We start from the raw sequence: 24,805 nt of genomic DNA on the forward strand, positions 1-24,805 counted from the left end.
GTTCCGGCCGCTCCCGGCGGAGCCGGAGGGCGGCGTCAGAAGAGGACGCTCATGAAGGTGCCGACCTCGCGGAAGCCGACGCGGCGGTAGGCGGCGCGGGCCGCGGTGTTGAAGTCGTTGACGTACAGGCTGACCACGGGGGCGACGTCGCGCAGCGCGTAGCGCAGCACCGCGGCCATGCCCGTCTCGGAGAGGCCCTCGCCCCTGCGGTCGGGGGCGACCCAGACGCCCTGGATCTGGCAGGCCTGGGCGGTGGCCGCGCCGATCTCCGCCTTGAAGACGACCCGGTCGTCCTCGACGCGCGCGAACGACCGTCCGGCGCCGACGAGTTCGGCGACGCGCGCCTGGTAGATGAGCCCGTTGTCGCCCGCCAGCGGCGAGATGCCGACCTCCTCGGTGAACATGGCGACGCAGGCGGGCATCACCAGGTCCATCTCGTTCTTGCGGACGCGGCGTACCAGCGGGTCGGGGGTGACGTCGTCCGGCACCCGCTCGGTGACCATCAGCGGCTGGTTCGCGCGGATGTCACGGGCCGGGCCCCAGTGCGGCTCCAGGTACGACCAGAGCGCGGCGGTGGGTCCGGCCGGGCCGACGACGGACGAGCAGCGCCGCCCCTGCCGCCGGGCCCGCTCGGCGAACGCGCGGACGGCCTCCGGCCCGGCGCACAGCGGGACGAGGTTGGCGCCCGCGTAGCACAGGGACTCCAGCCGGCCGCCGTGGTACCAGCCCCACATCTCGCCGCCGAGCCGCCACGGGTCGAGCCCGGACGCCTGGACGCGGGCGGCGACGAAGGCGTTGTTGACGGGTTCGCGGCGGAGTACGGCGAGGGCTTCGTCGAGCTCCTCGGGGCCGACGACCCGGGTGGAAGTGGTGGTCAACAACGTGGCGGCTGCCTCACCGTGCGGCCCGCGGGCGGGAGAACATCGGGGCGGAAGAGACGAGGAGGGGCGGGAGGGGGCGTCAGGGACGACCGTCTCCCGACTCTACCCCCGGGCCGCGCGGAGCGGCCATCTGACCAGCGCGCCCGCCCGTCCGCACGCGCCGATCCCCCGCCCCGGAGGTCCGGTGCGGGGGATCGTGGTGCGCGAGGGGCGGGTCAGCCCGCGACGGCCACGGAGGGCTCGCCGGACTCCACGCCGTCCTTCTCCATCTGCTCGGCGATCTTCATCGCCTCGTCGATCAGCGTCTCGACGATCTTCGACTCGGGGACCGTCTTGATGACCTCGCCCTTGACGAAGATCTGGCCCTTGCCGTTGCCGGAGGCGACGCCGAGGTCGGCCTCGCGGGCCTCGCCCGGGCCGTTGACGACGCAGCCCATGACGGCGACGCGGAGCGGGACCTCCATGCCGTCGAGCCCGGCGGTGACCTCCTCGGCCAGCTTGTAGACGTCGACCTGGGCGCGGCCGCAGGACGGGCAGGAGACGATCTCCAGGCGGCGCTGGCGCAGGCCGAGCGACTCCAGGATCGAGGTGCCGACCTTGATCTCCTCGGCGGGCGGCGCCGAGAGCGAGACGCGGATCGTGTCGCCGATGCCCTCGGACAGCAGCGCGCCGAAGGCGACGGAGGACTTGATGGTGCCCTGGAAGGCGGGCCCGGCCTCGGTGACGCCGAGGTGCAGCGGGTAGTCGCACTGGGCGGCGAGCTGGCGGTAGGCGTTGACCATCACGACCGGGTCGTTGTGCTTGACCGAGATCTTGATGTCGCGGAAGCCGTGCTCCTCGAACAGCGAGCACTCCCACAGCGCGGACTCGACCAGCGCCTCCGGGGTGGCCTTGCCGTACTTCTGCAGCAGCCGCTTGTCGAGCGAACCGGCGTTGACGCCGATCCGGATCGGGGTGCCGGCGTCGGAGGCCGCCCGGGCGATCTCCTTGACCTGGTCGTCGAACTTCTTGATGTTGCCCGGGTTCACCCGCACCGCGGCGCAGCCCGCGTCGATGGCGGCGAAGACGTACTTCGGCTGGAAGTGGATGTCCGCGATCACCGGGATCTGGGACTTCCGGGCGATGACCGGCAGGGCGTCGGCGTCGTCCTGCGTCGGGCAGGCGACGCGGACGATCTGGCAGCCGGAGGCCGTGAGCTCGGCGATCTGCTGCAGCGTCGACCCGATGTCCGCGGTGCGCGTCGTGGTCATCGACTGCACGGAGACGGGCGCGTCACCACCTACGGCGACCGGACCGACCTGGATCTTCCTGCTGACGCGCCGGTCGGCGAGCTTGGTCGGTACGTCCGGCATTCCGAGCGAAATCGCTGTCATCTGGCGTGCAACCCCAAGGTGTGGATCTAGGTCCCGAGAACGACGGGCTCCGGGGACCGAGATTACGGCAACGTCACCGGGCCTAGCACATCGCAGGATGAAACTCACACAAATGGTCACGCCCGTGCCGCAATGGGCACGGGCGCGACAATCCGTACAAGCTCCCCGGGCACACCCCGGTCCCGGACGGTCCCGGCCAGACCTTTTCCGGTCCCGTGCGGTCCCGTCCGGCGTCCGGGGCGGCTAGCCCGCCAGGGTCACGGGGTTTATGACGTCCGCGACCAGGACGAGCAGGGTGAAGCAGATGAAGACGCCGGCCACCACGTACGCCACCGGCATCAGCTTGGCGACGTCGAAGGGGCCCGGGTCGGGTCGTCGGAAGACCTTCGCGAAGGCGCGGCGCACCGACTCCCACAGCGCCCCCGCGATGTGCCCGCCGTCCAGCGGCAGCAGCGGCAGCATGTTGAACAGGAACAGCGAGAGGTTGAACCCGGCGACGAGGAACAGCATCGTCGCGACCCGCTGCGTCGGCGGGATGTCGAGGGAGAAGACCTCGCCGCCGACCCGGGCCGCGCCGACGACGCCCATGGGCGAGTCCTTCTTGCGCTCCTCTCCCGCGAAGACCGCGTCCCACAGGTCGGGGATCTTCGACGGCAGCGCGATCAGCGCCTGCACGCCGGACTCCATCATGTCGCCCATCCGGTCCACGGCCTGCGGGAACGACTGCTGGACGACGCCGCTGGCCGGGGTGAAGCCGAGGAAGCCCGCGGTGACGAACTCGCCCTCGACGTAGCCGCCCCGGCCGTCCGACTTGGCGACCTTGTTCTCGATCAGGTCGGCCCGCAGGGTCCTGCGCTCGCCGTCCCGCTCGACGGTGATCGTCGCGGGGCCCGTGGTGTCCCGGATGCGGGACTGGAGCTCGCCCCACTCGGAGACCTTCTGCCCGTCGAAGGCGACGACCTTGTCCCCGGCCTTCAGGCCCGCGGCCTTGGCGGGCGAGTCCTTCGCGTCCTTCGGGCAGGAGTCCGACTTCGCCGAGGCCGGGATCACGCACTTGGAGACGCTGCCGACGTTCGTGGTCGGGGTGTTGATGCCGAAGGTCATCAGCACCGTCATGAAGATCACGACCGCGAGGACCAGGTTCATGAACGGCCCGGCGAACATCACGATGACGCGCTTCCACGGCGCCCGCGTGTAGAACAGCCGCTTCTCGTCCCCGGGCTGGAGCTCCTCGTAGGCCGCGGCGCGCGCGTCCTCGATCATGCCCCGGAACGGGGAGGTGGAGCGCTTGCGCAGGGCGCCGTCGTCGCCGGGCGGGAACATCCCGATCATGCGGATGTAGCCGCCGAGCGGGACGGCCTTCACGCCGTACTCCGTCTCCCCCCGGCGACGGGAGAAGATCGTCGGCCCGAAGCCCACCATGTACTGCGGGACGCGGATGCCGAACATCTTCGCCGTCGAGAGGTGGCCCAGCTCGTGCCAGGCGATGGAGAACAGCAGCCCCACGACGAAGACCACGATCCCCAGCACGGTCATGAATGCGGTCATGCGCGGGCCTCCGCTGCTGCTGTAGCCATCTCACGGGCACGGGCGCGCGCCCAGGTCTCGGCGTCGAGGACGTCCGCGAGCGTCAGCCCGCCCTCCCCCGGGACGGCGCCGCGGCCGACGTGCTCCTCCACGACCGCCGCAACGGTATCCACGATGCCTGTGAACGGCAGCCCTCCGGCGAGAAAGGCGTCCACGCACTCCTCGTTGGCCGCGTTGAACACCGCGGGCGCGGTGCCGCCGAGCTCGCCGACGTGCGCGGCCAGCGCCACCGAGGGGAACGCCTCGGCGTCCAGCGGGTAGAAGTCCCAGGACATGGCCCGGGTCCAGTCGAAGACCGGGCCCGCGTCCGGGACCCGCTCCGGCCAGCCGAGGCCGAGCGCGATCGGCAGCCGCATGTCGGGCGGGCCGCACTGGGCGAGCGTCGAGCCGTCGGTGAACTCGACCATCGAGTGCACCGCGGACTGCGGGTGCACCACGACCTGGATGCGGTCGAAGGGCACGTCGTACAGCAGGTGCGCCTCGATGACCTCCAGGCCCTTGTTGACCAGCGTCGCCGAGTTGACGGTGATGACCGGGCCCATCGCCCAGGTCGGGTGCGCGAGCGCGTCCTGCGGTGTGACGCCGGCCAGTTCGGCCTTCGTCCGCCCGCGGAACGGGCCGCCCGAGGCGGTCACCAGCAGCTTGCGCACCTCGCCCCTGGTGCCGCCCATCAGCGCCTGGAACAGGGCCGAGTGCTCCGAGTCGACGGGCACGATCTGGCCGGGCTTCGCCCGCGCCTTCACCAGCGGGCCGCCGACGATCAGCGACTCCTTGTTGGCGAGCGCCAGCACCCGCCCCGCCTCCAGCGCGGCCAGCGTCGGCGCGAGACCGATGGATCCTGTGATGCCGTTCAGCACCGTGTGGCAGGGGCTCGCGGCGAGCTCGGTCGCCGCGTCGGGCCCGGCCAGCACCTCGGGCACGGGCTCGCCCACGCCGTACTCGGCCCGCAGCGCCTGCCGCAGATCGGCGGCCCGGTCCTCCCGCGCGACCGCGACCGTACGCACCTGCAGCCGGTGCGCCTGCCCGGCCAGCAGCTCCACGTTCCCGCCCCCGGCGGACAGGCCGGTGACGCGGAACCGGCCCGGATTCTTCAGCACGACGTCGACGGCCTGGGTGCCGATCGAGCCGGTCGACCCGAGGATCACGATGTCGCGGGGGCCGTCCGGCTCTTCGTCCGGACCGGGGTAGCGCAGGTGCGGGTCAGCGAGGGTTTCCGTCATGGCCCCATTGTGGCTGGTCCCGGAACCCACCGGGGACAGAGCCTCCGGGGCAGCTCACGAAGCAGCGCTCCCGGCCACCGGCCACGCCCCGGGCCGCTCCCGTACGCCCCTCGCTCCGGGAACCCGCGTACGCGCAGACGTGCGCCCGCTCACCCAACCCGCCTGCGCCGGTCCGGAGTTGGCGGCTCCCCCTGCGCGAACGGGGCGATCCAGGGGCCCGGGGTGGAGGGGTCGAGGATGCCGTGTTCGAGCCAGGTGTGGGTGCCGGTGAGGACGGAGTCGGTGAGGTGGGTGTCGAGGGTGTCGGTGTTGGTGCTCAGGCGGGTGAAGAGGGTTTCGGTGCGGAGTCGGGACTGGTGGCAGAAGACGTGGGCCAGCCGGCGGGCCGAGACGGCGTCGCCGCCCTCGCGGCGGAGCTGTTCGGCGCGAACGCAGGCGGCGCTCATGGCGAAGAGTTCGGCGCCGATGTCGACGACGCGGCCCAGGAAGCCCTGCTTGGTCTCCATCCGGCCCTGCCAGCGGGACATGCCGTAGAAGGTGCGGCGGGCCAGTCTGCGTGCCGCGCGTTCCACGTACCGCAGGTGCGGGGCGAGGTCGCCGAACTCGCGGTAGGAGCCGGGGCGTTGGCCCGCGCCGGTGACGAGCTGCGGCAGCCAGCGGGCGTAGAAGCCGCCCGCGGCGACGGCCGCCCTGCGCTTGGCGGCGGGCGTGCTGCGGGGGTCGACGAGGTCGCCGGCGACGGCGAGGTGGGCGTCGACGGCCTCGCGGGCGATGAGCAGGTGCATGATCTCGGTCGAGCCCTCGAAGATCCGGTTGATGCGCAGGTCGCGGAGGATCTGCTCGGCCGGTACGCCGCGTTCGCCGCGGGCCCGGAGCGAGTCGGCGGTCTCGAAGCCGCGCCCGCCGCGGATCTGGACCAGCTCGTCGGCCATCAGCCAGGCCATCTCGCTGCCGTACAGCTTGGCGAGCGCGGCCTCGATGCGGATGTCGTGGCGTTCCTCGTCGGCCATCCGCGAGGCGAGTTCGACCACGGCCTCCAGCGCGAAGGTGGTCGCGGCGATGAAGGACACCTTGCCCGCGACGGCCTCGTGCCGGGCCACCGGACGTCCCCACTGGACGCGTTCGCCGCCCCACTCGCGGGCGATTTTCAGACAGAGTTTGCCCGCGCCGACGCAGCTGGCCGGGAGGGAGAGCCTGCCGGTGTTGAGGGTGGTCAGGGCGATGCGGAGCCCGTCCCCCTCCTGACCGAGCCGGTTCGCGGCGGGGACGCGGACGCGGTGGAAGCGGGTGACGCCGTTCTCCAGCCCGCGCAGCCCCATGAACGCGTTCCGGTGCTCCACGGTGACGCCCTCCGCACCGGCCTCCACCACGAAGGCGGTGATCCCGCCGGACCCCTCCCCCTCCGGCACCCGGGCCATCACGACCAGCAGGTCGGCGATCACGCCGTTGGTGGTCCACAGCTTCACGCCGTCCAGGACGTAGTCCTCGCCGTCCCGTTCGGCCGTGGTGGCCAGCCGGGCCGGGTCGGAGCCGACGTCGGGCTCGGTGAGCAGGAAGGCGGAGATGTCGCTGCGGGCGCAGCGCGGCAGGAACGCGGCCTTCTGCTCGGGGGTGCCGAACAGCTTCACCGGCTGCGGGACGCCGATCGACTGGTGCGCCGAGAGCAGCGCGCCCACGGCGGGGCTGACGGAGCCGACGAGGGCGAGCGCGCGGTTGTAGTACACCTGCGTGAGGCCGAGACCGCCGTACTCGGTGCCGACCTTCATGCCCAGCGCCCCGATCTCGCGCAGGCCGCGGATCACGTCGTCGGGGATGCGCGCGTCCCGCTCGATGGCGGCCGCGTCGATCCGGGTGCGGGCGAACTCCCGCAGGACGGCGAGGAATTCCTCGCCGCGCCGGACGTCCTCGGGGTCGGGTTCCGGCTGCGGGTGGATCAGGTCGAGGCGGAACCGGCCGAGGAAGAGCTCCTTGGCGAAGCTGGGCCTGCGCCAGCCCCGCTCCCGTGCGGCCTCGGCGACCTCGCGTGCCTCGCGTGCGGAGACGGACATGTCACTCACCTCACGGCCGGACAGGGGCTTTGTGCCCGTATGTACCCGATGCCCGGGTCCCCTGCCAGTCCGCGCGCGCCGTCAGGGGACCACGCGGAAGTGGGTGGTCAGCCGGCCCGCGTCGTCGACGACGTGGAAGGCGAGCATCGGCGGCAGCGCGTGGTCCATCGGGCCGTCCGCCTCGCCCTCCCAGGGCATCCGCAGCGTCGAGACCACGCCGGGCGCCGCGACCAGCGGCAGCCCGGCGAAGCCCGTGACGGCCGGGGTGTGGCTGTGGCCGCAGAGCAGCGCGGTGACGTGCGGATGCCGGTCCAGCACGGCCGCGAGCCGCTCCTCGCCGAACTGCCGGACCGGGTCGACGTACTGCCCGTACAGCGGCACCGGCGGATGGTGGAAGCAGACGAACAGCGGCTCGGCGCGCGTGACTTGGGCGAGGACGCCGTCGAGCCAGGCGAGGGTGGCGTCGTCGAGGCGGCCGTCGCCGCGGCCCGGGATGCTGGAGTCGCAGAGCGCGAAGGTCGCGGAGCCCTCGGCGCCGCGGACGCGGACTGCCCGGTTCACCGGGGAGCCGTCCTGCGGGTCGCCGCCGAGCAGCGCGGCGCGGTAGGGGCCGCGGGCGTCGTGGTTGCCCGGGCAGTGCAGCAGCCGGTGGCGGGAGGCGCCGAGCAGCGCCGCGGCCTCCGCGTACTCGGCGTCCGTGCCGTGGTCGGCGATGTCGCCGGTGAGCAGGACGGCGTCCAGCTCGCCGGGGAGCCCGTCGAGGGTGCGCAGGACGCGGGCCGCGCGCTCCGCGGCGCGGGCGCCGCCGTCGCCCCGGTCGTACCCGAGGTGGATGTCGCTGATGTGCGCGAAGGTGAACACCCCGCGCCCTCCCCTCCGTTGGCCCTCCCCCTGCGGCCGGACACGCGAAGGCGCCCGCGTCCGGCCGGGAGGGAGAGTGCCGGACGCGGGCGCCGCGCGGGGACTACAGCTCCAGGCCGGTGAGCACCATGACGCGCTCGTAGGTGTAGTCCTCCATGGCGAACCGGACGCCCTCGCGGCCGACGCCGGACTGCTTGGTGCCGCCGTAGGGCATCTGGTCGGCGCGGTACGACGGCACGTCGCCGATCACCACTCCGCCCACCTCCAGCGCACGGTGCGCGCGGAAGGCGGCCTGCAGGTCGTGCGTGAACACGCCCGCCTGGAGCCCGTAGGGCGAGTCGTTCACGGCCGCGAAGGCCGCCTGCTCGCCCTCGACCTTCTGGAAGGACATGACCGGGCCGAAGATCTCCTCGCAGCCCGCCTTGGTGTCGGACGGGACGTTCTCCAGCACGGTCGGCGCGTAGCTGGCGCCGTCCCGCTTGCCGCCGACGAGCAGCTTGGCGCCGGCGGCGACGGCCTCGTCCACCCAGGACTCGACGCGCTTGGCGGCCGCCTCGTCGACGAGCGGGCCGACGTCGGTCGCCGGGTCCGAGGGGTCGCCCGTGCCGAGGGCCTCGACGGCCTCCAGGACCTTGGGCACCAGCCGGTCGTACACGGAGGCGTCCGCGATGACCCGCTGCACGGAGATGCAGGACTGGCCACCCTGGTAGTTGGCGAAGGTCGCGATCCGCTGCGCCGCCTTGTCCAGGTCCTCCTCGGAGCTGTAGTCGGCGAGGACGACGGCCGCGCCGTTGCCGCCGAGCTCCAGCGTGACGCGCTTGCGCGGCACCGAGTCGAGGATGGCGTAGCCGACGGGCGCCGAGCCGGTGAAGGAGATGACCGGCAGCCGCTCGTCCTGGACCAGCGCGGGCATCTTCTCGTTCGGCACGGGCAGCACGGAGAAGGCGCCGGCCGGGAGGTCGGTCTCGGCGAACAGCTCGCCCAGGATCAGCCCGGAGATCGGGGTGGCCGGGGCGGGCTTGAGGATGATCGGCACACCGGCCGCGATCGCCGGGGCGATCTTGTGCGCGCAGAGGTTCAGCGGGAAGTTGAAGGGCGCGATGCCCAGGACCGGGCCGTGCGGGATGCGGCGGGTCAGGGCCAGGCGGCCCGCGCCGCCCGCGTCGGAGTCGAGGCGCTGCGCCTCGCCGCCGTTGAAGCGGCGGGCCTCGTCGGACGCCCAGCGGAGGACGGAGAGGCAGCGGGCGACCTCGCCGCGCGCCCACTTCATCGGCTTGCCGTTCTCGGCGGAGATCAGTTCGGCGATCTCCTCGGCGCGCTCGCCGAGGCGGCGTCCGACGTGGTCGAGGGCGGCGGCGCGGACGTGCGCGGGCGTGGCCGCGAACTCGTCCGTGACGGCGACGGCCGCGGCCACCGCCTCCTCGGTCTGCTCGTCACTGGGGACGCTGACGGTGCCGACGTGGCGGCCGTCCCAGGGCGAGGTGACCTCGAGCGTGCCCGGGCCGGTGACTGCGCGTCCGGCGAGCCAGAACGCGTGAGGGGAAGTCGCTGTCGTCACTGCGGATCGCCCTTCTCTTCCGAAAATGGAGCACTCTGCTGAACCGAGCACTCTGCTGAGCCTGAGTGGAGATCGTGCGGCTTGCGGCGGATGACGGGAATCGACCGCCGACGCACGCATTGCCTCCGTGCTGCCCACCGTAGGGCGTGACACACCCCCTGAATCTTGTCCGACGCGGCGCACTGGCTTCCGGCTGTGCGCCGGATCGTCGTTTGGCGCTCCCCCGCGGAACGGTCAGCTGGTCGCCTTCAGCGCGAGCCAGAGCTCCATGCGGACGTCGGGGTCGTCGAGGGAGCGGCCGAGGATCTCCTCGACGCGGCGCATCCGGTAGCGCAGGGTGTGCCGGTGGACACCGAGGTCGGCGGCGGCCGCGTCCCACTGGCCGTGCCGGGAGAGCCAGGCGCGGAGCGAGGCGACGAGGTCGCCGCGCCCGTTCGCGTCGTGCTCGCGCAGGGCGCGCAGCAGCCCGTCGGCGAAGGCGCGCACCGCGTCGTCGGCGAGCAGCGGCAGCACCGAACCGGCCGCGACGTCCTCGTGCTCGACGAGCGGGACGCCGCGCCTGCGGGCCACCGACAGCGCCTGCCCGGCCTGCTTGAACGCCACGGTCACCGCCGGGAGCCCGACCGGTGCCGAGACCCCGACGACGAGCGACTCCTCGGCGCCGCAGCCTCCGTGGCCGCCGCCCTGCACGCTGTCGGGCCCCATGCCGGCCGTCTCGGCGCCCGCCGCCTCGGCGCAGGCCGCCGCGTACTGGGCGCAGGCGGCGACGGCGGAGCCGCCGTCGGCCGCGAGCACCACGAGCCGGGTGCCGTCCGGGACGACCAGCACGGCCTCGCCGTTGCGGGCGGCCGCCGTCTCCACGGCGTCGGCGAGCCCGTCCAGGACGCCCGTCAGGTTCTCGGCCGTGCCCTCGGGCGGCGCGACGGGCGTGCCCTCGCCGGTGCCGGTCACCGCCATCACGGCCGGGGGCCGTACCTCGCCGGCCTCGCCGGTGCCGCGGGCCCGGCCCGCCGCTCCCCCGTCGGGCACGGCGACGACGACCCGCATCGGGGCGTCCAGCAGGCCGCCGTACAACTGCCCGGCCACGGCCCGCGCGTGCTCGCCCTCGCCGGTGAGCAGCATCCGCATCACGGCCGCACCCAGGCGCTGTTCGGCCTCCTGGAGGGCGCGGGAGCGTTCGGTGGTGAGGGTCAGCAGCGCGATCGCGGAGTGCACCGCGTACCGCTGCGCGGTGCCCAGCGGGGCCGCCGTCCCCACGGCCAGGACGGCCTTGGCGCGGCGGCCGCTGCCCACGGACTGGAGCTCGACCCGGTCGTCGCCCGCCTCGGGGCCGCTGACGACGGCGCTCGCCGGGGCCGGACGGTCCCGCAGCCGCTCCGCGTCCCCCACGAACCGGGCCGCGCGGCGGCCGGCCCACGCGGGCGCGGTGGCCACGACGGCGCCGGCCGCGTCGTACAGCGCGGCCCAACCGTCCACCTCCGAGGCCAACTTGGCCAGCAGCGCGGCCGGGCCCTCCTGGGACAGCGCGGCCCGGGTCATCTCCCGCTGGGCGTCGAACCCGGCCGTGACGGCGCGGTACTGCTCGGTGGCGATGGCGGCCGAGACGGCCTTGCTGATCGCGATGAACGGGGTGCTGCGCGGCACCTCCAGCAGCGGCAGGTCCGCTTCCCGGCACGCGTCGAGCAGCGCCTCGGGGACCCGGTCGTAGTTGACCCCGGCGGCGAAGCCCAGCCCCACCACGCCCCGGCCCGCGAGCTTGCGCACATATCCGCGCATCGCGGCGGCGTCCGTGACGTCCAGCTTGAGGGCGGTGACGAGCAGCAGCTCACCGCCCTCCAGATACGGCGTCGGATCGGCCAGTTCGCTGGCGTGTGCCCAGCGCACGGGCGTGTCCAGCCGGTCCTGCCCCGAGAGCACGGCGAGCCGGAGGGCGGAGTGCTGCACGAGGGAGGCAAGAGTCGGTGGCATAACGATCCTCACCGTACAGCCGCGCGGACCATTTCGGTCATTCCCGGTGTCACTCGCCCAGCTTCGCCAGAATCGGGGAGGTGCGCTCCCCGCGCACCGTCATCAGGGACAGCACCGCGTGCCCGGGCGGCAGTTCGTTCGCCAGGTCCGAGGCCGACCACCGCTCCCGCTCGACGGTCCGTACGGTGACCGACTTCGTCGTCGCCCGCTGGCCGGTGAACGCGGTACGGACGGCGCGCACCCAGCGGGTGAGCAGGCCGCCGTGGAAGTCCGGGTTGTGCGTGACGTCCTCGGTCTGGACCCAGTCGCGGCCCCACGCCTGCGCGAAGATCTGCCCGTCCCAGGTGCTGACCCCGGAGAGCGCCACCTTGCAGCCGACCGCGCCGAGCGCCGCGGCGCGCAGCCGCTCCGGTACGTCGTCCAGGGTGCGCAGCCCGAGGACGACACCCGCGTGCGCGGTGCGCAGCCGCTGGATCTCCCGGACCGAGGCGGGGGTGAGCGTGTGCGCGGCGTCGTCCAGCGCGAGGCAGGCGAAGAGCGAGCGGTCGCCGCGGGCCAGCACGGACGCGGTGAACTGCGCCAGCAGCAGCCGGGCCAGCAGCCGGGACGCCTCCGCGTGCGCCCGCTCGGGCAGGTCGACGCGGACCCGTACCGGGCGGTCGAGCCGGTCCATGGAGAACGGCCTGGACCCTGGCGAGGTGTCGAAGAAGCCGGAGAAGGCGGGCCGGTCGAGGAACGCGACCCGGTCCGCGAGCAGCGCCCCCGGGTCTCCCGGGCGTCCCGCCTGCCGTTCCCGCGCGTCCAGTTCGCGCAGGGCCGCGCCCGCGCCGCCCGGGTCGGCGGCCCGGCACGCCTCGCGCAGCGCGGCGACGGCGACGGGCACCCCGTCCAGCAGCTCGCGCAGCTCGGGGACGCCGGGGAAGCGGCCGTGCGCGGCGCGGTAGGGGCCGATGAGCTGGGCCAGCGCGGTGGCCGCGCGGCGGGTGTCGGCGTCCGGGTCGTCGCCGACCAGGGCCTCGGCGAGCAGCGCGGCGGCCTCGTCCGGGTCCTCGCTGCCGCTGTACAGGTCGAGTCCGTGTTCCGCCCCGGGGCTGCCGGGGCGGATCACCACGTCGTACGCCTCGTCCGGGCCGAGCCCGGCACCGGCGGCGCCCACCGCCACGACGGCGGCGCGGCCCGCGAGCGCCTGCAGCGACATGGCCTCCACCACGGGCCGCAGGATCCGGCTGGTCTTCCCGGCGCCGGACGGGCCGACGGCCAGCAGCGAGGTGCCCAGCAGCCCCGGGTCCAGGGCCACTCCGGCGCCGCGGTGGGTGTACGGGTTCCGGTCGCTGCCGGTGGCGGCACCCATCCGCACCTGGCCGAGCAGCAGGTCGTGCCGGGCCGCCCGGGCGGGCAGGTCGCGCACGCCGGACGGGTGCGCCCAGGCGGCCGCGCCGTGCCGCAGCACGTCCTCGGTGAAGGTGTGCGGGCTCGCGGAGCGGCTGCGCACGGCCTGCCAGGCGCGCTGGATGCGGGCGTAGTCGACGTCGTTCATCCGGCCCGAGGTGACCTCCTCGGCCAGCCGGTCGGCCGCCGCGTGCTCACCGGCCCGCCGCACCTCGGGCCACGCGACCGGGTCCTCGGGCTGCCCGTTCACGCCGCCGGGGCGCTTCGCGGGCGCCGCCTCCGGCTCCGACTCCCGGAACAGCGCGGCCCCCGCCTTGCGGGCCCGGGGCCGGCAGTACCGCCGCCACACCTCGGGCCAGCGGCCCAGGCGGGCGGTGAGGTAGAGGATGATCCCGCCGGGGATGACGAACTCCGCCAGGAGCGAGACCACCACGCTGATGTTCACGTTGCCGGTCTTGTGCGGCGCCCAGGAGTCGGGCAGCACGGCCAGGATCCAGCCGAACACGGGGATGTACCCGTTCCGCACCAGGGACCAGACGAACAGCCCCACCAGCAGCGCCAGCAGGGCACCGCCGACGAGGTGGCGGTCACCGACCCGGTTCGGGTCCTCCGGCGGGCGCGGTTCGTGCCCCTTGCGCCAGATTCCGGGCTCGGCCTCGGGCCGCGGGGTACGGAGCCACGCCTCGAGCGACTCGTCCGCTGCGGGCGGACGCGTCGGCATGGGGGGCATGGGCGGCATGGCGGGTGCGGGGCCGGGACGCCCCGAGGGCGCGGACCGCGGTGCCGGTGTGCTCGCCCCCCGGGCCTCGCCCGGGCCGTGCACCCCGCCTGTCTCTTTCTCCCGGGGAGACCCCATGTCCATGTGCTGTCTCTCTACCCCTCGGCCGGCTTCGTCGCTGTCGCACTCCGGGTCCCAATCTAGCTGCCCCGCGCCCCAGTTGGCCGGGCCGAGGGCGAAGGGGGCGGGGAAGCGCGGGGCGGGGGACGGAAGGTGCGGACGGGGGCGCGGGGGCGGGGGCGTGCTCGACTATGTCCGGGACGGCCAACACGACACGGTGACTTCTCCGCAGCGGTACATGTCCCGGGGTCTGCGCGGGCCCTAGCCTGCCAAGCACGTAGACCCCCTTCGTCCTGAGGAGAGCGTTATGACCACGATGACTGAACTGTCCGGGGGGCCCGCCCTTCCCCAGGAGCGTCGCGTCGTCACGGCCATTCCCGGCCCCAAGTCGCAGGAGCTGCAGGAGCGCAAGCAGTCCAGCGTGGCCGCCGGGATCGGCGCCGTGCTGCCGGTGTTCGCGCGCCGGGCCGGCGGCGGTGTGCTGGAGGACGTCGACGGGAACTCGTTCATCGACTTCGGTTCCGGCATCGCGGTCACCTCGGTGGGCAGCAGCGCCGAGGCCGTGGTGCGCCGGGTGACCGAGCAGGTCGCCGACTACACCCACACCTGTGTGATGGTGACGCCGTACGAGCCGTACGTGGCGGTCTGTGAGGAGCTGGCGCGGCTCACCCCGGGCGACCACGCGAAGAAGAGCGCGCTGTTCAACTCCGGTGCCGAGGCCGTCGAGAACGCGGTGAAGATCGCCCGCGCGCACACCGGCCGCCAGGCCGTCGTCGTCTTCGACCACGGTTACCACGGGCGCACGAACCTGACGATGGCGCTGACGTCGAAGAACATGCCGTACAAGCACAGCTTCGGCCCGTTCGCGCCCGAGGTGTACCGGGTGCCGGTGGCCTACCCGTACCGCTGGCTGACCGGTCCGGAGAACTGCGCCAAGGAGGCGGCGGCGCAGGCGATCGACCAGATCAGCAAGCAGATCGGCGCGCAGAACGTGGCCGCGATCGTGATCGAACCGGTCCTCGGCGAGGGCGGGTTCATCGAGCCGGCGAAGGGCTTCCTGCCCGCGATCGTGGAGTTCGCGAAGGAGAACGGGATCGTCTTCGTCGCGGACGAGATCCAGTCCGGCTTCTGCCGTACCGGCCAGTGGTTCGCCTGTGAGGACGAGAACATCGTCCCGGACCTGATCACCACCGCGAAGGGCATCGCCGGCGGCATGCCGCTGGCCGCCGTCACCGGGCGCGCGGAGATCATGGACGCCCCGCACGCGGGCGGCCTGGGCGGCACCTACGGCGGCAACCCCGTCGCCTGCGCCGCCGCGCTCGGCGCGATCGAGACGATGCGCGAGCAGGACCTCAATGCGAAGGCCCGCCGCATCGAGGAGATCATGAAGCCGCGCCTGGAGAAGCTGGCGCAGGAGTTCGACGTGATCGGCGACGTCCGCGGCCGGGGCGCGATGCTCGCCATCGAGCTGGTGAAGCCGGGCACCGACAAGGAGCCCGCGCCCGAGGCGACCGCCGCGCTGGCCAAGGCCTGCCACCAGAGCGGTCTGCTCGTCCTGACCACCGGCACCTACGGCAACGTGGTGCGCTTCCTGCCGCCGCTGGTGATCGGCGAGGACCTGCTCAACGAGGGCATCGACGTGCTGGAGCAGGCGCTCGGCACCCTCTGACCGGCCCGCGCCTGTCCCGGTGACCCGGGCATAGCCTGGTGATCCGCGCCGTGTGCCCGCCACCTCCGCCGGTGGCGGGCACACGGCGTTTTCGGTGTCCGTCGACCGGGAGCGATCCCCGTGAAGAATCTGTGCGAGGGCGATGCGCGGTGGGTGATCGGCCTGCCCGCCCTCCGGCCGCTGCCGTACCGTTTCACGGGTCGGCCGGAGCCCGGCAGCGCGTCCTGGTTCCGGCGTCGCGCCCTGGCGCACGAACCTCACCGCTCGGACGGCCGCCCGTCCCACACCCCCCGGGGCGGGCGGAGTTCCGGCCCGGCCCCCGGACGGCCGCCCCGTCGCCGCCTGCCGCGGACGACGGTCCCGGTCTCGTTCCTCGCCCTCCTCGTGCTGGCCCTGCTGACCTGGCAGGTGGCCGCCGACGGGCCGCTGCGCGCCGCGGACGAGGAGCTCGGCGAGGCGATGCGGACGGCGGCCCCGCCGGCCGCGCCCCCGGAGCCGCTGTCCGAACTCCTCGCGGATCTGGGCAACTTGGCGGTGGCGCTGCCCGTGCTGGCGCTCGCGCTGCTGTGGTCGGGGCTGCGGACCCGCGCGTGGGTCCCCGCGGGGTGCGCGGCGCTGGCGATGGCGCTGGTTCCGCTGCTGGTCTCCGCGGGCAAGGCGTGGCTGGACCGTCCCGGCCCGCTGCACGGCACCGGCTACTTCCCCTCGGGGCACGCGGCGACCGCGGCGGTGGCCTTCGGCGCCGCCGCCCTGCTCCTCCTCCGGACCCTCGGCCCCTCGCGCCGCCGGCTCCGCGTCCCGCTGCTGTGCGCCGCCGCCGTCCTGACCCTGGCCAACGGCGCGGGCCTGGTGTGGCGCGGCTACCACTGGCCGGCGGACGTCCTGGCCTCCTGGTGCCTGGGCTGGCTGCTGCTGGTACCGGCGGCGGCGCTCGCCCGCAGGCGGTGACGGTGGCGGGCGGCGCCCTGGGGACGCCGCCCGCCGCCGGGCCCTCAACCCCCGTCGAAGCCGGGCCCGTTGGGGCTGCCCCGCCCGTCGCCGTCCGGCTCCCCCGTGGAACCGTCGGCGAGGCGGGCCGCTGCCTCGTGCAGGGCGAGTTCGAAGAGTGCCGGGTCGTTGAGGGTGCCGTGGCCGTCCGGCGGGACGAGCCAGCGGAGGCCGCCCGTGCTGGCCGTGCCGGGGTAGGGGACGACGATCCAGGTGCCCCGGCCCGCGCACCGTATCCCCGTCCCGAGCCAGCGGGCGGCGGTGCCCGCGGGGACGAAGAAGCCGATGCGGGCCCCGTCGGGTTCGGAGAGGACCGGTCCCGGCCGGTCCAGGCGGCTGGTGAGGATGTCGAGCGTGGGGTAGCCGAGCGTGCTGCTGACGCTCAGGACGTCCCACAGCCGCCCGGCGGGCAGCATCGCCATCCCGTCGGGGCTGCGTTCCCATTCGCGCCGGCAGTGCCCGGGGTCCGGTGCCGCGGACACCAGCCACTCGACCACCCTGTTCGTCCCCGCTGTCCCGCTCATCGCTGTGCCTTCTTCCTCTGCTGCCAGGGGCGTTCGCAGGGGGAGAGCGGCGGGGCGGCCGATCCTTACACGGTTTCGCGGATTTCTTTGACAACCCGTCCAACAAGGGCGCGCGCAGGTGCGGTTGGGGGGCGCACGGCACACGCCCCCCTTCCGTCCCGTCAGCTGTCGAAGCCCAGGCCCACCTTGTCCAGCGTCTTGAGCCACAGGTTCCGCCGGCCCTCGCGGGCGTCGGCGCGGGCCAGCGACCACTGGGTGATCCCGATCCCGGCCCAGCGCACCGGCTCCGGCGGGAAGGGCAGCGGCTTCCTGCGGACCAGTTCCAGCGCGGTCCGCTCGGTGCGCTCCCCCGCGAGCAGGTCGAGCACCACCTCGGCGCCGAAGCGCGTCGCCCCGACCCCGAGCCCGGTGAACCCGGCCGCGTAGCCGACCCGCCCCTGGTGGGCCGTGCCGAAGAACGGCGAGAAGCGGGAGCAGGTGTCGATCACGCCGCCCCAGGTGTGGCTGAACCGGACGCCCTCCAGCTGCGGGAAGTAGGCGAAGAAGTGCTCGGCGAGCCTGCGGAAGGTCTCCGGGCGCTGCTCGTACTCGTCGGCGATCCGGCTGCCGTAGTGGTAGAGCACGTCGTAGCCGCCCCACAGGATGCGGTGGTCCTCGGTGATCCGGAAGTAGTGGAAGTGGTTGGCGCTGTCGCTGAGCCCCTGCCGGCCCTTCCAGCCGAGCGCGGCCAGCTGCTCGCCGGTGAGCGGCTCGGTCATCAGCGCGTAGTCGTAGACCGGCGCGATGTACGGGCGTACCCGGCGCAGCAGCGAGGGGAAGGCGTTGGTGGCGAGCGCCACGCGGCGGGCCAGGACCCGGCCGTAGGGCGTGCGGACGGCCATCTGCCCGCCGGTGGCGGCGAGTTCGAGCGCGGGCGTGTTCTCGTAGATCCGTACGCCCGCGTCCCGGCAGGCGCGGCGGAGGCCCCAGGCGAGCCGGGCCGGGTTGACGACGGCGACGCCGCGCCGGTCCCACAGCCCGGCGAGGAAGGCGGGCGAGTCGACCTCGGCGCGGACGGCGTCGCGGTCGAGGAAGGTCAGGTCCGCGTCGATGCCGAGCCGCGCGGCCTCGTCGGCGGCCTCGCGCAGCTCCTGGACCTGGTACGGCTCGGTGGCGACGGCGATCTCGCCGGTGCGCGCGAAGTCGCAGTCGATGGCGTAGCGGTGCACGGCCTCCTCGATGGCGTCGAGGTTGCGGGCGCCCTGCCGCTCCAGTTCGGCGATCTCGTCCGGCCAGCGGGCGATGCCGTTCGCGAGTCCGTGCGTGAGGGACGCGGCGCAGAAGCCGCCGTTGCGGCCCGAGGCGGCCCAGCCGCACTCGCGGGCCTCGACGAGGACGACGTTCCGGTCCGGGTCGCGTTCCTTGGCGATCAGCGCGCTCCACAGCCCGCTGTACCCGCCGCCGACGACGAGCAGGTCGCACCGTTCGTCCCCGGCCAGCGCGCTCGCGGGCTCGGGGCGGTGCTCGGGGTCGTCGAGCCAGTACGGGGTGGGGCGGGCCCCGGCCAGGGCCCGCGCGGCGGTGGTGCGGGCGGCTGCGGTGCGGGCGGTCATCGGTTCCTCCTGCGGCGGTTGGCGGCGATCTGCCCGCCCAGTACGACGGCGACGGCGATCAGGAACATCGCCGTGCCGATCACGTTCACCTGCACCGGGACGCCGCGCTGTGCCGCGCCCCAGACGAACATCGGGAAGGTGACGGTGGACGGTCCCGCGTTGAACTGCGTGATGATGAAGTCGTCGAAGGACAGGGCGAAACTGAGCATGGCCCCGGCGGCGATGCCCGGCGCGGCGAGCGGCAGGGTGACGCGCAGGAAGGTCTGCACCGGCCCCGCGTACAGGTCACGCGCCGCCTCCTCCAGCCTCGGGTCCATGCTCATCACACGGGCCTTGACGGCGACGACCACGAAGCTCAGGCAGAACATGATGTGCGCGATGAGGATGGTGACGAAGCCGAAGCCGACCCGCATGTTGAGGAACAGGGTGCCGAGGGAGGCGCCCATCACCACCTCGGGCATGGCCATCGGGAGGAAGATCAGCGAGTTGGCGGTGCTCTTGCCGCGGAAGCGGTAGCGGGCCAGCGCGAAGGCGGCGCAGGTGCCGAAGACCGTGGCGAAGAGGGTGGAGAGCGCGGCGATCTGGAGGCTGAGCCCGAGCGAGCCGCACAGGTCGGCGACGCCGCAGGGGTTGGTCCAGGCGTCGGTGGAGAAGGTCCGCCACTCGTAGTTGAAGCGTCCCGCCGGCTTGTTGAACGAGAACAGCATGACGACGGCGTTCGGCAGCAGCATGTACACCAGCGCGGCGCCGCCCGCGAGGACGACGAGGTTGCGGCGTATCCAGCGCAGGGCCCGCGCTCCGGGCCCGGGGCGCCGGGGCGCGCGGGCGGGGCCCGGGGCCGGGGCCTCGGGGGTGAGGGTGTCGGTGACGGTCATCAGACCAGTTCCTCCGTCCCGGCCTTGCGCATGTACAGGCTGACCATGATCAGGATGAGGGCCATCAGCAGGAACGACATGGCGGCGGCCGTCGGGTAGTCGAGCACGTTGAGGAACTGTTTCTGGACGGCGTTGCCGATCATCTGGGTGTTCGGGGAGCCGAGCAGCTGGGCGTTGATGTAGTCGCCCGAGGCCGGGATGAAGGTGAGCAGGGTGCCCGCGACGACGCCGGGCAGCGACAGCGGGAAGGTCACCCGGCGGAAGGTCGTGGCGGGGGTGGCGTACAGGTCGCGGGCCGCCTCGTGCAGCGAGAGGTCGATCCGCTCCAGCGAGCTGTACAGCGGCAGGATCATGAACGGCAGGAAGTTGTAGGTGAGTCCGCACACCACGGCGAGCGGGGTGGCGAGCAGGCGCTCGCCGCCGGTGAGCCCGAGCCAGCTGGTGACGTCCAGGACGTGCAGCGAGCTGAGCACGCCGACGACGGGGCCGCTGTCGGACAGGATCGTCTTCCAGGCGAGGGTGCGGATCAGGAAGCTGGTGAAGAACGGCGCGATGACCATCACCAGCAGCAGCCCGCGCCAGCGCCCGGCGCGGAAGGCGATGGTGTACGCGAGCGGGTAGCCGATCAGCAGACACAGCAGGGTGGCGATCGCCGCGTAGAGGAACGAGCGGAGGAAGTGCGGCCCGTAGGCGGCCAGCGCGTCCGTGTAGTTGGCGAAGTTCCAGGTGACCCGGAAGCCCTCCTCCAGGGAGCCGCTCTGCACCGAGGTGCTGGCCTGGTAGAAGAACGGCGCCACGAAGAACAGGGCCAGCCAGAGGCCCGCGGGGAGCAGCAGCCAGTAGGCGGTGCGACGGCCGCGGCGCGGGCCGGGGTCCGGCGCGGCGTCCTCGGTGTCCTCCGGCTCCGTCCCGGCGCCGGGTGGGCCCGCGGGGGCGAGTGCTGCGGTCATGCGACACCCTCCCCGGCTGCGGACGGCTCGGCCCGGTCGGCGTCGAGGGCGAAGGTGTGCGCGGGCTGCCAGTGCAGGACGACGTCCGAGCCGGGAGTGAGGCGGGTGTCGCGTTCGACGTTCTGCTCGTATACCAGCAGCCCGGGGCATGCGGGGCTGTCGACGACGTACTGGAGCGAGACGCCGAGGTAACTCGCGTCCCGGATACGGCCGTTGAGGCGGTTGCGGCCGGCGGGGACGGAGGCGTCGTCGGCGTGCGCGAGGGAGATCTTCTCGGGGCGGACGCCGACCAGCAGCTTCTCGCCCTCCTCCGGGACGCGCCGCTCCCCGTCCGCGGGGAGCGGCGGGCAGCGGTCGGCGGGGAGGCGGAGGGTGTCCTCGGTGCCGGTGGGCCGGAGCCGGACGGCGTCCTCGCCGACGGCGGTGACCTCGGCCTCGACGAGGTTCGAGGTGCCGAGGAAGTTGGCGACGAAGGTGGTGCGCGGGTGTTCGTACAGTTCGGCGGGCGGGCCGAGCTGCTCGACCCGGCCGCCGTACATCACGGCCACCGAGTCGGCCATCGTCATGGCCTCCTCCTGGTCGTGCGTGACGTGCACGAAGGTGATGCCGACCTCGCTCTGGATGCGCTTGAGCTCCAGCTGCATCTGGCGGCGCAGTTTGAGGTCGAGCGCGCCGAGCGGCTCGTCCAGGAGCAGCACCCGGGGCCGGTTGATGAGGGCGCGCGCGAGGGCCACGCGCTGCTGCTGGCCGCCGGAGAGCTGCCGGGGCTTCCGCCGTCCCAGGGAGCCGAGTTCGACGAGGTCGAGCATCTCGTCGACCTTGTCCTTGACGTCGGTGATGCCGCGGCGGCGCAGGCCGAAGGCGATGTTCTCGCGGACGTCGAGGTGCGGGAAGAGCGCGTAGTTCTGGAAGACGGTGTTGACGGGGCGCTCGTGCGGGGGCAGCGCGGTGATGTCCTGGTCGCCGAGGAGGATGCTGCCCGAGGTGGGCTCCTCCAGGCCGGCGATCATGCGCAGGGTGGTGGTCTTTCCGCAGCCGGAGGCGCCGAGGAGGGCGAAGAAGGAGCCCTCGGGGATGGTCAGGTCGAGCGGGTGGACGGCGGTGAAGTCGCCGAAGACCTTGCCGACCCCGGAGATGGTGATCGTCATGACGGTTCCTCGCAGGGGAGTCGCGGTCGGGAGGGGGACGCTCGGTCAGCTGCCGATGAGCGTGGCGAACTTCTGCTGGAAACCGGTCTCTTCCTTCTCGTCCATGGGGCGGAAGTTCTTGCCCCGCGAGACGGTCTTCTCGTCCGGGAAGACGAGCGGGTCCTCGGCCAGGTCCTTGTCGATCTTCTCCATCTCGGCCTTCGCCCCGGTGACGGGACAGATGTAGTTGATCCAGGCGGCGAGCTCCGCCGCCTCCTTCGGCCGGTAGTAGTGGTCGATCAGGGCCTCGGCGTTGTCCTGGTGGCGTGCCTTCGCGGGGACGAGCAGGTCGTCGGTGCCGAAGAGGTAGCCGCTCTCGGGGAGCGCGAAGCCGATGTCCGGGTTGTCCAGCTTGAGCTGGACGATGTCGCCGGCCCAGGCGAGGCAGGCGGCGATGTCGCCCGAACTCAGCTCGTCCAGGTAGTCGTTGCCGCTGAAGCGCCGCAACTGCTTGCTGTCGACGGCCTTCTGGATGCGGGCGAGGGCCGCGTCGAAGTCGTCGGCGGTGAACCTCTCCGGGTTCACGCCCATGTCGAGCATGGTCAGGCCCATGGTGTCGGTCATCTCCGTCAGCATCGACACCCGGCCCTTGAGGGAGTCGTCCTCCAGCAGCTGGCGGACGCTGGTGACGTCCTTCCCCTTCGTCGCCTTCTTGTTGTAGGCGACGATGCAGGCCGTGCCCGCCCACGGGTAGCTGAACTGCCGCCCCGGATCGTGCGCCGCGGTCCGGAACCGGTCCTCCAGATTGGTCACCGCGTGCGGGAGGTTGGCCGGGTCGAGGCGCTGTGCCCAGCCCTGGCGGATGACGCGTCCGGCCATCCAGTCGGAGAGGCAGACCAGATCGCGTCCGGTGTCCTGGCCGGCGGCGAGCTGCGGCTTGATCTTGCCGTAGAACTCGTTGTTGTCGTTGACGTCCTCGACGTATTTGACCTTCACGCCGCTGCGCCGCTCGAAGCGGTCGAGGGTGGGGCGCTTCGACTTGTTCTTGTCGTCGACGTCGATGTACAGCGGCCAGTTGGCGAAGTTGAGGACCCGCTCCTTCTTCGAGTGGTCCGGGGCCGCCTCGGGCCCCTCACCGCCGCGGTTGCCCGCGGCCGGGGGTATGCCGCAGCCCGCGAGCAGGCCGCCGCCCGCGGCGAGGGAGGCGGCGCGCAGCAGCCGGCGCCTGCTCATCGCGGCACGGCCGTGGGTGAGACTCCGCTCCCACGCCGCGCGGACGGGTTCGGGCATGCCGTCGTACAGATCCATGGAGCCTGCCTTCCGGGGAGGGTGGGGAAGGTTGGGGGTGCGTACGGCCGCGTGGCCGGGACGGGCCGCGGACCGGCGAGGACACCGCCGGCCCGCACCGCGCCGGGACGTCACGCGGTGGTGCGGGGCTTGCGAACGAGCGTGGTGGTACGCGGTGTTGCGGGCGCCGGGCCGGGCGGGACGGCGGGCCGGGCGCGGGTGGGCCGTGGGCCGGTGTGCGGGGTCCGGCGGCGTGGGGGTGGGCGCGCGGCTGGTGGCGCACGCCCCGAAGCCGCCGCCGCGTGCGGGGAGTTCACGCGCCGAGGGTACGCGCGGGCGCGCCCCCGCCGCTCCCTCCGCACGTCCCTCACCTGCGACGTTCACCGAATCCGGCGGGGGCGGCCAGGGCTGGGTACGGGGCGGCGGCGCACGCCGGGAGGGGGGATCCCGGCGTGCGCCGGTCGTGGGGTCAGCGGTCGCCGAAGACCGTGCGGTGCCAGTCCTTGCGGGCGTCCTGCGTGACGTCGTACATCACGTGCTTGATCTGGGTGTACTCCTCGAACGAGTAGGCGGACATGTCCTTTCCGAAACCGGACGCCTTGTAGCCGCCGTGCGGCATCTCGCTGATGATCGGGATGTGGTCGTTGATCCACACGCAGCCGGCCCGGATGTCCCGCGAGGCCCGTCCCGTCCGGAACACGTCGCGGCTCCAGGCGGAGGCGGCGAGTCCGTACGGGGTGTCGTTCGCGAGCCGGATGCCCTCGTCGTCGCTGTCGAAGGGCAGGACGGTCAGGACCGGGCCGAAGATCTCCTGCTGCACGGCCTCGCTGTCCTGCGGCGCGTCCGCGATCAGCGTGGGCCGGTAGTAGGCGCCCTTGGCCAGGTCGCCGCCGGGCGCCTCGCCGCCCACGACGACGGTGGCGTACGAGCGCGCCCGGTCGACGAACCCGGCGACGCGGTCCCGGTGCTGGTGCGAGATGAGCGGGCCGAGGTCGGTCCCGGCGGCGAAGGGGTCGCCGAGGCGCACCTCGTTCATCAGGTCGGCGACGCCGCTGACGAACGCCTCGTACAGCGGCCGCTGCACGTAGGCGCGGGTCGCGGCCGTGCAGTCCTGGCCGCTGTTGATGAGCGCGCCCGCGACGGCGCCGTGCACGGCGGCCTCCAGGTCGGCGTCGTCGAAGACGACGAACGGCGCCTTGCCGCCGAGTTCGAGGTGGATCCGCTTGACGGAGGCGGTCGCGAGCTCGGCGATCCGCTTGCCGACGGCGGTGGAGCCGGTGAAGGAGGTCATGGCGACGGAGGGGTGGCCGACGAGCGCCTCGCCCGCGTCCCGGCCCGCGCCCGTGACGATGTTGATCACGCCGTCGGGGATACCGGCCGTGCGGGCCGCGTCGGCGAACATCAGCGAGGTGAACGGGGTGAGTTCGGAGGGCTTGAGCACGATCGTGTTGCCGGCCGCGACGGCGGGCAGCACCTTCCAGGCGGCCATCTGGAGCGGGTAGTTCCAGGGCGCGATCGAGCCGATGACGCCGAGCGGTTCGCGGCGCACGTAGCTGGTGTGGTCGCCGCTGTACTCGCCCGCGGCCACGCCGGGCAGCTGCCGGGCCGCGCCGGCGAAGAAGGAGACGTTGTCGAAGGAGCCGGGGACGTCGAACTCCTCGGAGAGCTTCAGCGGCTTCCCGCACTGGAGCGACTCGGCGAAGACGAAGTCGTCCGTGCGCTCCTTGAGCACCGCGGCCCAGGCGTGCATCGCGTCGGACCGCTCGGCCGGGGTGGCGGCGGCCCACTCCGGCTGGGCCCGTTCGGCGGCGCGGACCGCGGCGTCGACGTCGGCGGCGTCCGCGAGCCGGTAGCGGTACACCTGCTCGCCGGTGGCGGGGTCGGTGACCGCCTGCGTCGCGCCCGAACCGCCGGACGTGAACCGTCCGTCGATGTACTGGGCACCTTCCGCGAACCGTTCGGACACGTCGAAGCGCTGGACCATCGTGCTCTCCTGCCTGCCTACGGCAATGTGGCGTCAGCCGGGGTTGGTTGCTGATCCTGGCAGGGGGACCCCGATTCAACAAGGGAT

Annotated in this window: 18 protein-coding genes; 2 read left to right on the forward strand and 16 right to left on the reverse strand. The window is 73.3% G+C overall.

The features are described from left to right. Window positions 1-35: 35 nt before the first annotated feature. The 9 genes from HCC30_RS20975 to HCC30_RS21015 form a co-directional block, all read right to left on the reverse strand. Window positions 36-881 carry a GNAT family N-acetyltransferase gene (locus HCC30_RS20975; protein ID WP_169444177.1) on the reverse strand — a complete coding sequence of 282 codons (846 nt, stop codon included), beginning with the start codon at window positions 879-881 and terminating at the stop codon, window positions 36-38. A gap of 215 nt (window positions 882-1,096) precedes the next feature. Then, the gene (gene ispG / locus HCC30_RS20980) at window positions 1,097-2,254 is read right to left on the reverse strand and encodes a flavodoxin-dependent (E)-4-hydroxy-3-methylbut-2-enyl-diphosphate synthase (protein ID WP_169444178.1); all 1,158 of its coding nucleotides are present in this window, start codon (window positions 2,252-2,254) and stop codon (window positions 1,097-1,099) included. Between the two features lie 243 nt (window positions 2,255-2,497). Further along, the gene (locus HCC30_RS20985) at window positions 2,498-3,802 is read right to left on the reverse strand and encodes a site-2 protease family protein (RefSeq protein WP_169444179.1); all 1,305 of its coding nucleotides are present in this window, start codon (window positions 3,800-3,802) and stop codon (window positions 2,498-2,500) included. Continuing rightward, window positions 3,799-5,061, reverse strand: a complete 1,263-nt coding sequence (dxr, locus tag HCC30_RS20990) for a 1-deoxy-D-xylulose-5-phosphate reductoisomerase (protein ID WP_206324112.1) — start codon at window positions 5,059-5,061, stop codon at window positions 3,799-3,801. The genes HCC30_RS20985 and dxr overlap by 4 nt, the downstream gene beginning before the upstream one ends. 149 nt (window positions 5,062-5,210) lie before the next feature. Then, window positions 5,211-7,109, reverse strand: coding sequence for an acyl-CoA dehydrogenase family protein (locus HCC30_RS20995; RefSeq protein ID WP_169444180.1), 1,899 nt, complete (start codon window positions 7,107-7,109; stop codon window positions 5,211-5,213). An 81-nt stretch (window positions 7,110-7,190) separates the two neighbouring features. Then, window positions 7,191-7,970: a metallophosphoesterase gene (locus tag HCC30_RS21000; RefSeq protein ID WP_169444181.1), complete on the reverse strand. Its 780-nt coding sequence runs from the start codon at window positions 7,968-7,970 to the stop codon at window positions 7,191-7,193. 103 nt (window positions 7,971-8,073) lie between these two features. After that, the gene (locus tag HCC30_RS21005) at window positions 8,074-9,528 is read right to left on the reverse strand and encodes an aldehyde dehydrogenase family protein (RefSeq protein WP_346776735.1); all 1,455 of its coding nucleotides are present in this window, start codon (window positions 9,526-9,528) and stop codon (window positions 8,074-8,076) included. Between the two features lie 234 nt (window positions 9,529-9,762). Then, on the reverse strand, window positions 9,763-11,496 hold the full coding sequence (locus HCC30_RS21010) for a PucR family transcriptional regulator (RefSeq protein WP_169444183.1): 1,734 nt from the start codon (window positions 11,494-11,496) through the stop codon (window positions 9,763-9,765). A gap of 49 nt (window positions 11,497-11,545) precedes the next feature. Next, complete coding sequence (locus tag HCC30_RS21015; RefSeq protein WP_240979776.1) at window positions 11,546-13,615, reverse strand: ATP-binding protein; 2,070 nt, start codon at window positions 13,613-13,615, stop codon at window positions 11,546-11,548. 424 nt (window positions 13,616-14,039) lie between these two features. Here HCC30_RS21015 and gabT point away from each other — a divergent pair, with 424 nt between their 5' ends. Both gabT and HCC30_RS21025 read left to right on the forward strand, forming a co-directional pair. Next, window positions 14,040-15,392, forward strand: coding sequence for a 4-aminobutyrate--2-oxoglutarate transaminase (gabT, locus tag HCC30_RS21020; RefSeq protein WP_169444271.1), 1,353 nt, complete (start codon window positions 14,040-14,042; stop codon window positions 15,390-15,392). Window positions 15,393-15,512: 120 nt separating this feature from the next. Next, window positions 15,513-16,340 (forward strand): phosphatase PAP2 family protein, encoded by an 828-nt coding sequence (locus HCC30_RS21025; RefSeq protein ID WP_346776736.1) that lies wholly within the window; start codon window positions 15,513-15,515, stop codon window positions 16,338-16,340. 44 nt (window positions 16,341-16,384) lie between these two features. Here the strand turns inward: HCC30_RS21025 and HCC30_RS21030 are convergent, their stop codons facing one another. The 7 genes from HCC30_RS21030 to HCC30_RS21060 form a co-directional block, all read right to left on the reverse strand. After that, complete coding sequence (locus tag HCC30_RS21030) at window positions 16,385-16,903, reverse strand: hypothetical protein (protein ID WP_169444185.1); 519 nt, start codon at window positions 16,901-16,903, stop codon at window positions 16,385-16,387. Window positions 16,904-17,064: 161 nt separating this feature from the next. Then, window positions 17,065-18,495, reverse strand: a complete 1,431-nt coding sequence (locus HCC30_RS21035) for an FAD-dependent oxidoreductase (RefSeq protein WP_169444186.1) — start codon at window positions 18,493-18,495, stop codon at window positions 17,065-17,067. Next, complete coding sequence (locus HCC30_RS21040) at window positions 18,492-19,370, reverse strand: ABC transporter permease (protein WP_169444187.1); 879 nt, start codon at window positions 19,368-19,370, stop codon at window positions 18,492-18,494. The genes HCC30_RS21035 and HCC30_RS21040 overlap by 4 nt, the downstream gene beginning before the upstream one ends. Next, the gene (locus HCC30_RS21045; RefSeq protein WP_169444188.1) at window positions 19,370-20,320 is read right to left on the reverse strand and encodes an ABC transporter permease; all 951 of its coding nucleotides are present in this window, start codon (window positions 20,318-20,320) and stop codon (window positions 19,370-19,372) included. Before HCC30_RS21045 ends, HCC30_RS21040 begins: the two co-directional genes overlap by 1 nt. Next, window positions 20,317-21,468, reverse strand: a complete 1,152-nt coding sequence (locus HCC30_RS21050; protein ID WP_169444189.1) for an ABC transporter ATP-binding protein — start codon at window positions 21,466-21,468, stop codon at window positions 20,317-20,319. Before HCC30_RS21050 ends, HCC30_RS21045 begins: the two co-directional genes overlap by 4 nt. A 45-nt stretch (window positions 21,469-21,513) precedes the next feature. Beyond that, entirely contained in the window at window positions 21,514-22,755 is a 1,242-nt protein-coding gene (locus tag HCC30_RS21055; RefSeq protein ID WP_169444190.1) for a spermidine/putrescine ABC transporter substrate-binding protein, read from the reverse strand. 448 nt (window positions 22,756-23,203) lie between these two features. After that, on the reverse strand, window positions 23,204-24,718 hold the full coding sequence (locus HCC30_RS21060) for a gamma-aminobutyraldehyde dehydrogenase (protein ID WP_169444191.1): 1,515 nt from the start codon (window positions 24,716-24,718) through the stop codon (window positions 23,204-23,206). Window positions 24,719-24,805 lie beyond the last annotated feature (87 nt).

The sequence above is a fragment of the Streptomyces sp. HNM0574 genome (assembly GCF_012726235.1).
In the GTDB taxonomy this organism is placed as follows: domain Bacteria; phylum Actinomycetota; class Actinomycetes; order Streptomycetales; family Streptomycetaceae; genus Streptomyces.